We start from the raw sequence: 15,328 nt of genomic DNA, 5'->3' as shown, positions 1-15,328 counted from the left end.
TAGTGTCGAATGAACTTTAAACCTGAAATTTTTTAGTTACTAATCAATCCATCTATCATTACTAATTTTCTATCGGCCATATTCGCTAAATCTTCATTATGGGTCACAATGACAAAGGTTTGTCCAAACTCATCACGCAATTTAAAAAATAATTGATGCAGGTTTTCAGCCGAAGCTGTATCAAGATTTCCCGAAGGTTCATCTGCAAAAATGATTGCAGGCTTGTTGATTAAGGCTCTTGCAACCGCTACACGTTGTTGTTCTCCGCCAGAAAGCTCATTGGGTTTGTGATTCATTCGATGGGAGAGTCCAAGATAAGTCAGCAGTTTTTTTGCTTCAATCTCCGTTTCCGATTTTGATTTGTTAGCAATGAAAGCGGGAATGCAAACATTTTCTAAAGCCGTAAATTCAGGTAGTAATTGATGAAATTGAAAAATAAAACCTAAATTTAAATTTCTGAATTTAGATAAGGTTTTGTCATTCATAGTCAGAATGTCTTCATTGTTGATGCGTAATTCAATTCCATTTTCGACTGTAGGCTTGTCTAAAGTTCCAAGGATTTGCAAAAGAGTCGTTTTCCCGGCTCCCGAAGCCCCTACGATAGAGACAATTTCTCCTTTTTGAATATGTAAATCGACTCCTTTCAACACATGTAGTTGATCGTAATATTTATGTAGATTTTTGGCTTGTATCATTTTGAAACTATTTTCACAAAGAAACAAAGATTTTAATGATTATTAAATGCATCCCAATATATTTTGCTTTGACAAAATATAAACTTTAGTTAATATCGAATAATCAGTTCGTTTTAATGAATAAATTTGATTCTAAATCGGTAATGATGAAAAAAATAATTGGTATTTTTCTGGCACTATTGCCTTTTTCATTTTGTGCAAAAGAAAATAGAATTAATGTGCCAAAAAGTAAAGAAATAAAAAATATGGAAATACAAAACGGATTGGAAGTTGCAACCTTCGCAGGAGGTTGTTTTTGGTGTACAGAAGCAGTTTTTTTAGAATTAAATGGAGTAAAAAAAGTTGTTTCAGGATATATTGGTGGCAATACGGTGAATCCAACCTACAAGGATATTTGTAATGGAGATACGGGCCATGCGGAAGCTATTGAAATTACTTTTGATCCAAGCCAAATAAGTTTTGGAGAATTATTGGAAATATTTTTTGCTACACACGACCCAACCACGTTAAATCGTCAGGGAAATGATGTTGGAACGCAATATCGCAGTGAGATTTTTTACCATAATCCTACTCAAAAACAAGTTTCGGAAGATTATATTGCTTTGATGACCAGTGAGAATACATTTGGCAAACCAATTGTGACAAAGATTTCCGCAGCTTCTAAATTTTATGAAGCCGAAGATTATCATCAAAACTATTACAATCAAAATAAGACACAAGGATATTGTAGTTATGTGATAACTCCAAAAATTGAGAAGCTGAAAAAAATGTATCAAGACAAGCTCAAAAAATAATTGGCATTGGATTTGTACAACTTTCTCATAAATTGAAATAGTATGACAGAACAAGTGCCCGTTAGCGCAGAAAACAATAAAACAAGGAATCTTCTATTAGGAATTCTGTTTGATGCAATAGGATTGATATCGTTTACGGTTCCGTTAGTTGGAGAATTCTCAGATGTAATTTGGGCGCCATTGGCTGGGTTTCTAATGACTTGGATGTATAAAGGAACCATAGGACGAGTAGGAGGAGTGGTTACTTTTCTGGAAGAAATTTTACCGTTTTCAGATTTTATACCAACGTTTACATTGACTTGGATTTATAAGTATTGGATTAAAAACAAAAACGCCTCGTAACTGAGGCGTTTTTTTATTCTTTAAAAAGAAATCCCAATCCCATGCGTTTCAGCATCTTTTTTTCGAAAGCCCAAAAGAAATTGAACTGCCCAAAAAGAAATCCAATTAGGACTAAAAGCACTTGGTATATAGGGAAGATTAAAATTAATCGCACTGGTGTAAACCAATATCCTAAGTCTTCTTTTGTAATTCCCAGCCAAAAACAAAATGGTTTTGACAACCATGCAGAAGCCGATCCGGTAATTGCAAAAACGATAAATATGATTATGAGTTGGAAATTAGTTTCAATTCCCCAACGTTGTTTTAGTTTATTCATTTTTATTTATAATGATTACAAATATAGTAACATTATCTGATGGGGACTAAACCAAAAAGTTTTTGTTTGTAGGTATTTTGAAAATAAATCATGTAATTGTAAATCAGATAATTTACTTCGTAACCATAATCAATATTTGGATCATAATTGATGGACATCTCATATAAATTCGGATTGTATCGCATAGGTTGCATAACACGACTATTCCACTCGCTGACATAAAATTGATTTTTATTCTCTAAATAGCTTTGCGAATGATATCCTCTTGGAAACGCTCTGGAGTTAAGCCATGTACTAAAACCGGGATCAATGATAATTACTTCATATTCGAGCTCGTCATTGGCAATTCGCACAGTATCACCTTGAGTTGCAATAGGCTTTTCAGTACTTGGAAAATTAGACTTTGAAGTGTTACAACTAAAAATAGAAACTAGAATAATTGCTAATAGATAAACACTATTTTTCATAATCAGAAAATTGAATATTAAATTTACAAAATTAAATGATTTGTTTGTAGCGTTTTAACATAAAAAAATCACCTACAACGAGTAGATAATTTTTTATAAATATTTTTATTTTTATTATTTTCCAAAAAGTTTGCCGAGTATGCTTCCTATTCCACCACCTTTTTTTGTTACGGCTGACATGGCATCACTTATATCTACTTTTCCATCTGCATTTTGGTCTAAACCAAATTGACCTCCATATTTAGATATAGCATCCATTATGCCTGAATTCTGGGCACTATTACCAGAAATCGCCGCTATCACATCCGAAATTTGAAAACTACTATCATTAGGGTCTTTTGCTTTATTTACTAAAGAACCTAAAATTTGAGGAATTAAACTTCCTGCAACACCAGAGGCAGTTTCACTGTTTATACCAAATTTTTCACCTAAGCTTCCTGTAAGTTGTTCGGTGAGTTTTTGTACTACAGGATTTGAACTGTCTTGAGTATTGTTTCCTTGAAATAAACCTGCAAGTTGATCTGCTCCGCCTTCTGAAACTATTTTTTGTAACCCAGAAAAAATAGAACTACTTGCCTCGGTCATAACTGCTTCATTTTGCTCGTTTGGAATCGCTTGGTTTTTAACAACTGATTCTACTCCAAACTGTTGTGCTAATTGTGTTAATTGTTCAAACATGGAAAGTATTTTTTAAATTAGAAATCAAATTTAATGAAAAAAGGGACTTATTAAACAAAGTTAATAAATCCCTTTTTATTTATTTAGTCAAAAATACTAGCCTAATATGCTAATAATTTGTGAAGCTAATTCAGTACCAATTCTATCTTGAGCTTCTCCTGTTGCTGCTCCAATATGTGGAGTCAACGAGATTTTATGATTCATCAAAATAGCCATTTCAGGAGTTGGTTCGTTTTCAAAAACATCTAATCCTGCAAATAATACTTTTCCGCTGTCTAATGCTTTTACTAATGCCACTTCGTCAATAACACCACCACGAGCACAGTTTACAATACCTACACCGTTTTTCATGATTGCCAATTCTTTCTCTCCAATGATGTAACCATCTTGAGCAGGAACGTGTAATGTGATGAAATCAGCTTCTTTGAATAAAGATTCCAATGATTGAGAAACGATAGTTGTTGTGATAGATTGTCCGTCAAAAAACGCTACTTTAATATCAACTTGTGGGATAAACATATCCGCAGCAATTACTTTCATTCCTAAACCCAGTGCCATTTTAGCGGTAGCCTGGCCAATACGGCCAATTCCTACAACACCAAGCGTTTTTCCTCTTAATTCAACTCCGTTTGCATAGGCTTTCTTCAAACCTTCAAAGTTTGTATCTCCTTCAAGAGGCATATTTCTGTTAGAATCGTGTAAAAAACGAACACCAGAAAATAAGTGTGCAAAAACTAATTCTGCTACTGATTCTGATGACGAAGCTGGAGTATTGATTACATGAATTCCTTTGCTTTTAGCATAATCCACATCAATATTATCCATTCCTACACCACCACGACCTATAATTTTTAATCCTGGGCAAGCGTCGATGATGTCTTTACGAACTTTAGTCGCACTTCTTACCAAAACTACACTTACATTATTTTCGTTTACAAAATTAGCTACTTGTTCTTGAGCTACTTTTGTAGTTATAACTTCAAATCCACCTTTTTCTAAAGCTAGAATTCCACTTTTTGAAATTCCATCGTTGGCTAATACTTTCATTTGTATTTATTTGTTTATTCGGTTATTTGTTTAATCGTATTTTGGATAAAAAATAACTGAATTATTAATTAATTTGATTGTTGGTTTAAATAATTAAAACAACACAATAATATTTTCTTGTTTTTTGGTTATTTCGATTAAACAAATAACCAAATTAACGGTTAAACTTTTGACTCTAATGCTTTCATTACATCAACTAATACTTGAACACTTTCTAATGGAAGTGCGTTGTACATAGAAGCTCTGTAACCACCTACTGAACGATGTCCAGGTAAACCAGATATTCCAGCTGCTTTCCACATTGTATCAAATGTTGCCGCATGTGCTTCATCATTTAATAAGAAAGTAGCATTCATGTTTGAACGGTCTTCAACAGCTGCAGCCCCTTTGAATAATGGGTTTCTGTCTATTTCTGCATAAAGTAATGCCGCTTTGGCATTGTTTATTTTTTCTATAGCAGCAATTCCACCAAGGTTTTTCAACCATTGTAATGTCAATAACGAAGCATAAACTGGAAAAACAGGAGGAGTATTATACATACTTTCTGCTTTGATATGTTTAGTGTAATCAAGCATGCTTGGGATAATTCGATTGTTTTTAGCAAGAATTTCTTCTTTTACAACAACCAAAGTAGTTCCTGCAGGTCCCATATTTTTTTGAGCTCCTGCATAAATCAAATCAAATTTAGAAAAATCTAATTCTCTTGAAAAGATATCAGAACTCATATCACATACAATTGGCATATCAATTGATGGGAATTCCTTCATTTGTGTACCAAAAATGGTGTTGTTACTCGTACAATGGAAATAATCTGCATCTGCAGGTACGGTATATCCTTTTGGAATATGATTGTAATTTTGTTCTTTTGATGAAGCGACAACAACTGTGTCTCCAAAAAGTTTAGCTTCTTTTATTGCGCCCGAAGCCCATGTTCCTGTATCAAGATAAGCTGCTTTTCCGCCTTCTTTCATTAAGTTATAAGGTACCATCAAAAATTCTAAACTAGCTCCGCCAGCAAGAAATAATGCTTGATATCCTTTGCCTTCAAGGCCTAAAAGTTCAATAACAATTGCTCTTGCTTCATCCATTACGGCAACGAAGTCTTTGCTTCTATGCGAAATTTCTAAAAGTGATAACCCAGAATCGTTAAAATTTAATATAGCTTGTGCTGATTTTTCAAAAACTTCTTGTGGTAAAATACAAGGTCCTGCGCTGTAGTTGTGTTTTTTCATGGTGTAGTTTATGTCCAAAAATTTAAAGTGCAAATTTCGGCAATAGGAATTTAAAAGGCGTTAAATAATTCGAAATAATTAAACATATTTCCACTATGTTGTTAACAAAAATGAAATTGTATCAATGTTATCTGCGTAATTCCACAATTTAGGTTTTTGGGTTTGTCCAAAATCAATACTGCCTTCTATAAGATTGTTACTTACGATGCACTGAATTTGCTCATTTTCTGATTGTAATCTCGTTTTCAGCTCATTGATATCCTCATAAAACTCATAAAACACACTAGAAATAGGCGAGGCATGGCTTTGATCTTCTTTTATTGTCAAAAATCCATTGTCTAATAATTTAAAATTACTCATTAGGAAAACGGCCTTGTTGTAATCGTAATTGTTAGCGTATTTTTCATAATGTATCACATCTTGGTATTCAAATATGGCTTCAAAAAATGCGTCAAATACGTATCCTTTTGGGACGAAAAGTTTAGAAACATTGCGACAGCCCAATCCAAAATATCGAAATATATCTTCCCCTAAAGCGGTTAGCTGCTCTTTGGTCTCTTTGCCAGTTAAAACAGCTATTGAGTTTCTGCTTTTTCTAATAATAGAAGGTTTGTCTTTGAAATAATATTCAAAATAACGGGCCGTATTGTTACTTCCGGTTGCTATTACGGCATCAAAGTTTTCTAATTTTCCTACTACAAAAGTGATGTTGTTGGCTAATTCAGAATCAATTGCAATGATGTACTTCGCCAAAAAAGGTAACAAATGTTGGTCATTTGAGGAAGTTTTTACCAATACATTATTTCCCGTAATTAAAACCGACAGGAAATCATGAAAACCGACCAACGGAATATTTCCGGCTAGAATTAAGGCGATGTTTTTAGGTTCTTTTATTTGAAAATCATAAGCAGAAAGCCATTGATTTAAGTTTTCGGCAGTCAATGCTTCAGCCCAAGATTGGATAGAAAAATAGACTTGTTCCGTTGTATACCATCCATTATGTGATTGAGATAATTTTATTAATTCGATAAAATCATCAAAAAACACATCGTTGTGCAAAACAGTCGGATTCTTAGAGCTATTATCTTCGGAAAATTGACTTAAGAATTTTCCTAATTCAACAAAAACACTTTTTTTTGTTTCTAATGTCATAATGTTTGCTTATGAATAGTTTTGATTGTAATTTTGCACAAAAATAAGCATAAAAATGTCGAAAGTCAAAAGTCCTAATGTCAAAAGAATTTTGGCGTTTGACATTCGATATTAAGACTTTAAAACTATAGAAAAATGGCAATTATTATAACAGACGAATGTATCAACTGTGGTGCTTGTGAACCAGAGTGCCCAAATACAGCAATATACGAAGGAGCAGATGACTGGAGATATAAAGACGGAACAAAACTTAAAGGGAAAGTAATTTTGCAGGACGGTACCGAAATTGATTCTGATGAAGCTCAAACTCCTATTTCTGACGAAGTGTACTACATTGTACCAGGAAAATGTACAGAATGTAAAGGTTTTCACGATGAACCACAATGTGCTGCTGTATGTCCTGTAGACTGTTGTATTCCGGATGATAATCATGTAGAAAGTGAAGAAACGTTATTGAACAGACAAGCGTTTTTACATAACGAATAAAGATAAAATTTTTATATTTTTATAACAAAAAAATCCTGTTTGCCTCGGCAAACAGGATTTTTTTTGAGGTATTTTGAAACAGATTATTTTTTGATAATTACAAAAGTTTCTACCGTTATTTTGTCTGTTTTGTCATCATAGGATTCTAAAACTAAATTCCCATTGGCATCAAAGTAACCATAAGAAGTTTTGTTTTTTGAACTATAGATATAGTTGTTGTTTGATGTTTTTCTCAAAACAGCGGCTTTTTCAGCATTAGGTTGGTATATCGTATATCCACTTTCAGCTAGTTTGACTTCATATTTTTGTCCGTTCAAATCATAATATGCAGATCTATCTACATCAACAATATTTGTAACTCCATTTGCGGTAATGCTAGTAATAGCCGTTACTTCAACCGGTGTTTCCTTTCTTTCTTTGTTTAAAGCATTAGATTCAGCGTCTTTTAATTCAATTTTTTGAATTTCTTTTACTTCTTGAGTTTTTATTGATTTTTTTTGACCATCAGAACTTTTTACAGTAGTTACAGTCGTTTTAACTTCGGATTTAACATTGTTATTCTGAGCTTGAATATTTATTGAAAATAGAAAAGCAACCATTCCAAAAATTAGAGTCTTCATAATATTTAATTTTGTGATTAATACAAAGCAAATTTACAATCATCTGGTTCAGTACTTGTTACGTAATTATCATAAAAGATTATATAATTTACATAAAGGGGCATAATAAGTATGTTTTATTCTTGTCTTGCAAGAATTATAAATGTGTCATATCTATAGGTTTTTCGGTCAATTGTAATGATTCCAAAGTCATTTAAATATAAAACAATTGTATTTCGTTTTAAGGTAAAAATGAGAACTGTAGAAAAATCATCTGCAATTATTTCTTTTTCAACCTTTTCAAGGTGTAATATTGCGTGGTGCAATCCAGTATAAAATTTTATGATGAATTTGTTTTACAATTGCGATGCGTGATAATAACTAAGTTCAGGGAGAATAAACGAAATAAAAAAAGGGCTATCGAAAGATAGCCCTTTTTAAATTATTCAATACTAAATTAGAATTTATAGTTTAAAGATAAATTAAACATAGTTCCTAATTGGCTAAAGTGATATCCATCATACGTCATTTGAGAATAACGTTGGTTGAAAGTAATCAAATTAGATTGATTTTTTACTTGAGCAGGGTCATTTAAAATAGCTGTTCCAGCTGCATTTTCTGCTTTGAAATTCCATTCAGGAAGAACATTCAACAAGTTATTTACATTCAATGCCAAAGTTAATTTTTCAGTAGCAGAGAAAGTAATTCCTAAATCAGTAACAATTTTAGGAGTAAATTCAGTTCTTAAATTAGAATCTAAACCTGCTTGTTTAAATGTAGATTTTCCAAAGTAAGTGTTGTTAAGAGAAAATCCAAATTTTCCAACTTCGTAGTTTGCTCCTAAAATCCATTTTGTTTCTGGTCTTGAAGTAAACATTAATGCTTCTAGTGTTGAACTGAAATTGTTCTTTTTTACTGGAGAGATTCTTTCATTTTGAAAAGTAATATTTCCAGATAAATTGAATCCTAATTTTCCTGTTCCTAATTGAATGTTGTTATAATTAGCAACCACATCTAAACCAGATGTTCTAGTGTCAAATGAGTTTTCAAACCAAGCAACATCTCCAAAAACAGTTGGTGTAATATCTCCTAAAACGATTCTGTCTTCCACTTTAATGTTGTAGTAATCTACTGTGAAATTAAAGTTTTTAGAGGGTTTTGCTCCAATTCCAAGAGTTATATTTGTTGACTTCTCAGCATCTAAAGGATCAATTTCTAATTGACGAGCTTGTGGAGAAACGTTATTTATAATTCCACTAACTTGAATTCCTTCTCCAGGAACGAATGAATATTGTGATTTTTGAGTGTAAATTTGGTGTAATGTTGGAGCTCTGAATCCTGTAGAAATAGATCCTCTTAAGGTAACTTTGTCATCTAAAAATTTATATCTAGAACTCAATTTCCAAACTGTAGCACCACCAAAATCGCTATAATCTTCATAACGAACTGTACCATTTATCAAGAAATCTTCCGTTACATCATAAGCAAGGTCAAAATAAGCACCAATATTATAACGGTTCCATTTTCCTGAATTTTCAGGTCTGTTACCAGCGAATGAATCAGCTCCAATTCCATCCCAAGAACCTTTGTCTCCTTCGGTTACTTCAAAAGTTTCTGTTCTGATTTCAGATCCAAAACCAATACTGATTTTATCTGATAATACTTTAGAGATATCTAAATTCCCTACAACATGGTTGAAAGAAGTACCTCCTGGTTTAAATGAAATTTGGCTATTTTCTAAATAAACATTATTTCCATCAGCATCTTGAATATCAGATCTGTTAAAAGAGTTGTCCACTGAATAAGTTTGTGTATTCCCACCTACAGTAATACTGGCGTCAGTATTCCAATCATTTTTTGTTGATTTATATCCCAATGTAGCGTTGTAATCATTTAAATCTCCAGTAAATGTAGGTACATAACCTAAATAAGAAGCAGGAGTTCCATCACCAAAAAAGTCTTTTAGGAAAGGATAATCAGCTAAAGTTCTCCAGTATGGAGTTCTGTAGTTAGCATATGAGTTTACTTTTTTGTAAACATAAGCAGCATTGTAGTATAATAATGTTTCATCAGATAAACTAAATCCACCGTTTACCAAGAATTTAGCAGCTGCAGTTTCTGGAGATCCATTGATATTTCCTGCGTCTGGTTTTTTAGCTAGGAAAGCTTGAACATCAGAAAGTGAAGCTCCAAAATCTCCTGCATCACCAGCAGCGTCTACAGTTCCAGGTCTGTTAGATAAATTTACTTTAGAAAAATCAACTGTATAATTTACAAATCCTTTATCTCCTACAGTAGAACCATTATTCATACTAACTCCTAACATTTCACCATCACCTTCAGAAGTCATTCCACTTCTTACAGTTACAGATCCACCGTTTGTATTCTTTTTCAAAATGATGTTCATAACTCCTGCAATCGCATCAGAACCGTATTGAGCAGATGCACCATCACGAAGTATTTCTACTCTTTCGATAGCATCAGTAGGAATAGCTGAGATATCAGCACCTGTTTCTCCACGTCCCGGAGAGGTTTGTACATATAATAATGAACTTAAATTTTTACGTTTCCCGTTGATAAGGATTAAAGTTCTACTAGGTCCCATGTTTCTGATTTCATATGGATCCAATAATGAAGTCGCATCATTCACAGGTGTTTGAACCGTGTTGAAAGATGGAATTTTGTACTGTAACGCTTTGTCAAAAGAAGCTTGTCCTGTTGATGTTAAGTCTTTTGAAGACAATACATCTATTGGAAGTGCAGATGTCGTGTTACTTCTTGGCGCCGTTCTGGTTCCAGTAACAACAACTTCGTTTAGATTTTGTCCACCTTCTTCTGATAAAATAACATTTATAACTGCATCTGTAGCGGCTTTTTCTAATTTAGAAAACCCTACATAGCTGAAAACTAGTGTAGCTCCTTCTTTAACTTTTATCTTGTATGCGCCATCCATATCGGTAGAAACCCCATTCTGAGTCCCTTTCTCAACAATGTTTACACCTGGCAAAGGGTTGCCGGTATTGTCTTTAACGACACCCGAGACTTCTTTTTGCGCGAAAAGAAACGAGACGTTTAATAGAAATAATAATAATGCAAATTTTTTCATAATAAGTTGTGTTTGGTTTTTGTTTGGTTTAAAATCGTTTGCAATATAATTTTTTTTTAACAAAAGATTAGCATATCGTTTAATTTTTTATAAAAAACATATGAGACCTGTTTAAACTGCAATTTTTACTTACTTAAACATTTATAAAATCTTATATTTGCAAACTTTTAAAGTAAATGCTAAACTTTTAACTGGCAACGGTTATTGGTAAAGAAAATGATCATAATGTCTCAATCGTTCTGTTTTTTTAAACAAATAGGATTGCGATACAATATTCCATTAAAAATAAATATTATCTACATATGAAAGCAGGGATTGTAGGATTACCAAATGTTGGAAAATCAACATTATTCAATTGTTTATCTAATGCAAAAGCACAAAGTGCGAATTTTCCTTTTTGTACTATCGAACCTAATATAGGTGTTGTGAATGTTCCAGATTCCAGAATAGAAAAACTGGAAGAATTAGTAAAGCCAGAGCGTGTGCAAATGGCAACTGTTGATATCGTTGATATTGCAGGATTAGTAAAAGGAGCCAGTAAAGGGGAAGGTTTAGGAAATCAATTTCTGGGAAACATTAGAGAGTGTAATGCTATTATTCATGTTTTACGTTGTTTTGACAACGATAATATTGTTCACGTTGACGGGAATGTAAATCCAATTCGTGACAAAGAAACAATCGACATAGAGTTGCAGTTGAAGGATTTAGAAAATGTTGAAAAACGATTGGAAAAAGTAAAACGTGCCGCTAAAACTGGAAATAAAGAAGCAATTGTCGAAGAAGCATTGTTGAACAGAATTAGAGAGACTTTACTTCAAGCAAAATCAGCGAGAACTATTACGCCACAAAACAATGACGAAGAAGTTTTGATGGAAGGTTTTCAATTGATTACTGCAAAACCAGTATTGTACGTTTGTAATGTTGATGAAAATTCGGCAGTTAACGGGAATAAATATGTAGACCAAGTTCGTGAATTGGTAAAAGACGAAGATGCTGAGGTTATCGTGCTTTCTGTAGGTGCTGAAGCTGATATCACCGAATTGGAAAGCTACGAAGAACGTCAGGTTTTCTTAGAAGATATGGGTTTAAGTGAGCCGGGTGCGTCTGTATTGATTCGTGCTGCTTACAAATTATTGAAACAACAAACTTATTTTACCGCAGGTGTCAAAGAAGTTCGTGCTTGGACTATTAATATTGGAGCAACTGCGCCACAAGCTGCAGGAGTGATTCACACTGATTTCGAAAAAGGATTTATCCGTGCCGAAGTTATTGCTTACGAAGATTTTGTTCAATATGGTTCAGAAGCAAAATGTAAAGAAGCCGGAAAATTCAAAGTAGAAGGAAAAGAATACATTGTTAAAGATGGTGATGTGATGCATTTTAGATTCAACGTCTAAAAAAAAGTTATAAAATCAAAAATCATAAAGTCGAAAGTTAGTAATAGCTTTCGACTTTTTTTATGCACCTAATCCAGCTTTACACTTTAAGATTGATCTGAAAAATGCTTTCCGTTGTAATCTGGGGTAAAATAGATTTGGGTGAATACCAGATTTCATAGTTTCATATTCGTTTTCAAAATGGGAGAATCTGTGGCTAATTATTTTGCATCAGAGCCAATTTTTACTACTTTTAGTAAAAATAAAGTATCATGAAAATAATCGCTTTTGGCGGAAGCCCCAGCAAAAACTCTATCAATAAAAAATTAGCGACGTACGCAGCAAATCTTTTTGAAAATGCCGAAGTGGAGGTGTTGGATTTAAACGATTACCAAATGCCCATATTTACTGTTGATATAGAAAAAGAAATTGGTCAGCACGAGTTGGCAAAAGCATTTTTGGCTAAAATTGCCACCGCAGATATTCTAGTGGTTTCTCTTGCTGAAAATAACGGAAATTATTCAGCGGCTTTCAAAAATGTATTTGATTGGTGTTCTAGAATAACAGGGAAAGTTTTTCAGGAAAAACCGATGCTGTTGATGGCAACTTCTCCGGGAGCCAGAGGTGGCGCAAGTGTTTTGGAAATCGCTAAAAAAGCTTTTCCATTTTATGGCGGAAACGTTAAGGCTGCTTTTTCACTTCCTAGTTTTGATGCTAATTTTGATATTGTAAACGGTAAAATTTCTAATCCTGAATTAGACAATCAATTGAAAGAGATTATCAAGAATTTTTAAATTTGAATATCAAAAATCAATATCAATTTGAAATCTGCAATCTAAAATCATTAATCCTAAATCCTCAATCGGTTGTCAATATCATTCTTAATAACTTTGATGACTACCTATTTTAAATTTTATCGAATTACACTACATTAGCACAAAATCCACAAATTTTACAATGTCCGAACAAAATCAATATACCGAAGATAATATTCGGTCGCTCGACTGGAAAGAACACATTCGCATGCGTCCAGGAATGTACATCGGAAAACTAGGGGATGGTTCTTCTGCAGATGATGGTATTTATATTTTAGTCAAAGAAGTCCTCGATAACTGTATCGACGAGTTTGCAATGGGCGCCGGAAAAACTATTGAGGTGACAATTAAGGATAAAACTGTAACTGTTCGGGATTATGGCCGTGGTATTCCGCTAGGAAAAGTGGTTGACGTAGTGTCAAAAATGAATACTGGAGGGAAGTATGATTCAAAAGCTTTTCAGAAATCAGTTGGTCTTAATGGTGTCGGAACTAAAGCAGTCAATGCGCTTTCTAATTATTTCAGAGTAGAGTCTGTTCGTGATGAAAAACAAAAGGCAGCCGAATTTTCCGCAGGAAATTTGGTTCTCGAAGAAGAAATTATAGACACTACCAAACGAAAAGGTACCAAAGTTATTTTTACTCCTGACGAAACCATTTTCAAGAATTACAAATTCCGTATGGAATATGTAGTGAAAATGATTCAGAATTATTGTTATCTAAACAATGGTTTAACCATCATTTTTAATGGCGAAAAATACTATTCTGAAAACGGACTTAAAGATTTATTAGAAGCTACAATTAATGTTGAGGATTTAGAATATCCAATTATACATTTGAAAGAAGGCGATATTGAGATTGCCTTAACACACAGTAAAACCCAATATTCTGAGGAGTATCACTCTTTTGTAAACGGACAAAATACCACTCAAGGTGGAACGCATTTAGCAGCATACCGAGAAGCGATTGTAAAAACCATTCGGGAGTTTTATAATAAAAGTTTCGAAGCATCTGATGTCCGAAAATCCATTGTTACCGCCATTAGTATCAAAGTAATGGAGCCTGTTTTTGAGTCGCAAACCAAAACTAAATTAGGTTCGACAGATATGGGTTCAGAACCGGGAATGCCTTCGGTACGTACTTTTGTAAATGATTTTGTGAAAACGAAATTAGATAATTACTTGCACAAGAATCCTTCAACAGCAGAGGCGCTTTTGCGAAAAATTCTTCAAGCCGAAAGAGAACGTAAAGAGCTTTCTGGTATTCGAAAATTAGCAACAGATCGAGCTAAAAAAGCGAATTTACACAACAAGAAATTAAGAGATTGTCGTGCGCATTTACCCGATACCAAAAACCCAAGAAATTTAGAAAGTACGCTTTTTATTACTGAGGGAGATTCGGCTTCTGGTTCTATTACCAAATCACGTGATGTAAATACACAAGCGGTTTTTAGTTTACGTGGTAAGCCACTGAATTCGTATGGAATGAGCAAGAAAATTGTTTATGAAAATGAAGAATTCAATTTACTGCAAGCGGCTTTGGATATTGAAGACGGATTGGAAAAATTGCGTTACAATAATATCGTGATTGCAACGGATGCCGATGTCGATGGGATGCACATTCGATTATTGTTGATTACGTTTTTTCTTCAGTTTTTTCCTGAATTGATAAAAGAAGGACATTTGTATATTTTGCAAACGCCACTTTTTAGGGTTCGAAATAAAAAAGAAACAATATACTGCTATTCTGATGAAGAGCGCAAAGATGCTATTGAAAAACTAAAACCAAAACCAGAAATCACCCGATTCAAGGGATTAGGAGAGATTTCTCCGGATGAGTTTAAAAATTTCATTGGAGAAACCATTCGTTTAGATCCAATTATGATGGACAAAAACACTTCGATTGAACAATTATTGTCTTTCTATATGGGTAAAAATACGCCAGACAGACAGGAGTTTATCATCAAGAATTTGAAGGTGGAATTAGATGTAATCGAGAAAGTTTAAATAGTTATAAAATGCCTACAAAAAGAACACTAATTTTTATTGCTTTACTATTTGTGATTAGTTTTTCAACTACCTTTTTTATTATAAGGAGTAATGATCATAAAGAATGTGATATAGTTATAAAGAAAGAGAAGGATAAAAATGGAATTGAGGTTACAAAGGAAGAGCATGTTTGTAAAGAAAAATATTCTTTTTAGAGTTTTTAGAACAAAATTAGA

The 15,328-nt window shown here is 33.3% G+C and carries 16 protein-coding genes; 7 read left to right on the top strand and 9 right to left on the bottom strand.

Annotated features, from left to right (window positions below; genetic code table 11):
* Positions 1-32: 32 nt before the first annotated feature.
* Entirely contained in the window at positions 33-695 is a 663-nt protein-coding gene (locus C8C87_RS10240) for an ABC transporter ATP-binding protein (protein ID WP_099714772.1), read from the bottom strand.
* A gap of 245 nt (positions 696-940) precedes the next feature.
* On the opposite strand from C8C87_RS10240, the gene msrA reads away from it, so the two are divergent.
* Together msrA and C8C87_RS10230 are read left to right on the top strand one after the other, a co-directional pair.
* On the top strand, positions 941-1,489 hold the full coding sequence (gene msrA / locus C8C87_RS10235) for a peptide-methionine (S)-S-oxide reductase MsrA (protein ID WP_099716293.1): 549 nt from the start codon (positions 941-943) through the stop codon (positions 1,487-1,489).
* Positions 1,490-1,531: 42 nt separating this feature from the next.
* Positions 1,532-1,831: a hypothetical protein gene (locus C8C87_RS10230; protein ID WP_121342532.1), complete on the top strand. Its 300-nt coding sequence runs from the start codon at positions 1,532-1,534 to the stop codon at positions 1,829-1,831.
* A gap of 13 nt (positions 1,832-1,844) precedes the next feature.
* Here C8C87_RS10230 and C8C87_RS10225 read toward each other — a convergent pair whose 3' ends face one another.
* From C8C87_RS10225 to C8C87_RS10200, 6 genes are all read right to left on the bottom strand, one after another.
* Positions 1,845-2,147, bottom strand: coding sequence for a DUF6787 family protein (locus C8C87_RS10225; protein WP_099714774.1), 303 nt, complete (start codon positions 2,145-2,147; stop codon positions 1,845-1,847).
* 32 nt (positions 2,148-2,179) lie between these two features.
* The gene (locus C8C87_RS10220) at positions 2,180-2,614 is read right to left on the bottom strand and encodes a DUF6146 family protein (RefSeq protein ID WP_099714775.1); all 435 of its coding nucleotides are present in this window, start codon (positions 2,612-2,614) and stop codon (positions 2,180-2,182) included.
* 114 nt (positions 2,615-2,728) lie between these two features.
* The gene (locus C8C87_RS10215) at positions 2,729-3,292 is read right to left on the bottom strand and encodes a DUF937 domain-containing protein (protein WP_121342531.1); all 564 of its coding nucleotides are present in this window, start codon (positions 3,290-3,292) and stop codon (positions 2,729-2,731) included.
* Between the two features lie 96 nt (positions 3,293-3,388).
* Positions 3,389-4,339 carry a D-2-hydroxyacid dehydrogenase gene (locus C8C87_RS10210; protein ID WP_099714777.1) on the bottom strand — a complete coding sequence of 317 codons (951 nt, stop codon included), beginning with the start codon at positions 4,337-4,339 and terminating at the stop codon, positions 3,389-3,391.
* 161 nt (positions 4,340-4,500) lie between these two features.
* Entirely contained in the window at positions 4,501-5,571 is a 1,071-nt protein-coding gene (gene serC / locus C8C87_RS10205; RefSeq protein ID WP_121342530.1) for a 3-phosphoserine/phosphohydroxythreonine transaminase, read from the bottom strand.
* A gap of 93 nt (positions 5,572-5,664) precedes the next feature.
* A complete protein-coding gene (locus C8C87_RS10200) occupies positions 5,665-6,723 on the bottom strand; it encodes an acyl-CoA reductase (RefSeq protein ID WP_121342529.1) in 1,059 nt (352 codons plus the stop codon).
* A gap of 135 nt (positions 6,724-6,858) precedes the next feature.
* Here C8C87_RS10200 and C8C87_RS10195 point away from each other — a divergent pair, with 135 nt between their 5' ends.
* Entirely contained in the window at positions 6,859-7,209 is a 351-nt protein-coding gene (locus tag C8C87_RS10195; RefSeq protein WP_121342528.1) for a 4Fe-4S dicluster domain-containing protein, read from the top strand.
* An 83-nt stretch (positions 7,210-7,292) separates the two neighbouring features.
* Here the strand turns inward: C8C87_RS10195 and C8C87_RS10190 are convergent, their stop codons facing one another.
* Both C8C87_RS10190 and C8C87_RS10180 read right to left on the bottom strand, forming a co-directional pair.
* On the bottom strand, positions 7,293-7,829 hold the full coding sequence (locus tag C8C87_RS10190; RefSeq protein ID WP_099714780.1) for a hypothetical protein: 537 nt from the start codon (positions 7,827-7,829) through the stop codon (positions 7,293-7,295).
* Positions 7,830-8,265: 436 nt separating this feature from the next.
* Positions 8,266-10,914 (bottom strand): TonB-dependent receptor, encoded by a 2,649-nt coding sequence (locus C8C87_RS10180; RefSeq protein WP_121343345.1) that lies wholly within the window; start codon positions 10,912-10,914, stop codon positions 8,266-8,268.
* 302 nt (positions 10,915-11,216) lie between these two features.
* Between C8C87_RS10180 and ychF the strand changes: the two genes are divergently transcribed.
* The 4 genes from ychF (at position 11,217) to C8C87_RS10160 (ending at position 15,307) form a co-directional block, all read left to right on the top strand.
* Entirely contained in the window at positions 11,217-12,311 is a 1,095-nt protein-coding gene (gene ychF, locus C8C87_RS10175) for a redox-regulated ATPase YchF (protein WP_099714782.1), read from the top strand.
* A 251-nt stretch (positions 12,312-12,562) separates the two neighbouring features.
* Entirely contained in the window at positions 12,563-13,084 is a 522-nt protein-coding gene (locus C8C87_RS10170; RefSeq protein ID WP_121342526.1) for an NADPH-dependent FMN reductase, read from the top strand.
* A gap of 163 nt (positions 13,085-13,247) precedes the next feature.
* Entirely contained in the window at positions 13,248-15,110 is a 1,863-nt protein-coding gene (locus tag C8C87_RS10165) for a DNA topoisomerase IV subunit B (RefSeq protein WP_121342525.1), read from the top strand.
* Positions 15,111-15,121: 11 nt separating this feature from the next.
* A complete protein-coding gene (locus C8C87_RS10160) occupies positions 15,122-15,307 on the top strand; it encodes a hypothetical protein (protein ID WP_121342524.1) in 186 nt (61 codons plus the stop codon).
* Positions 15,308-15,328 lie beyond the last annotated feature (21 nt).

This window comes from Flavobacterium sp. 120, from assembly GCF_003633605.1.
Lineage (GTDB): Bacteria > Bacteroidota > Bacteroidia > Flavobacteriales > Flavobacteriaceae > Flavobacterium > Flavobacterium algoritolerans.
This window is presented reverse-complemented; position numbering and strand designations above follow the sequence as displayed.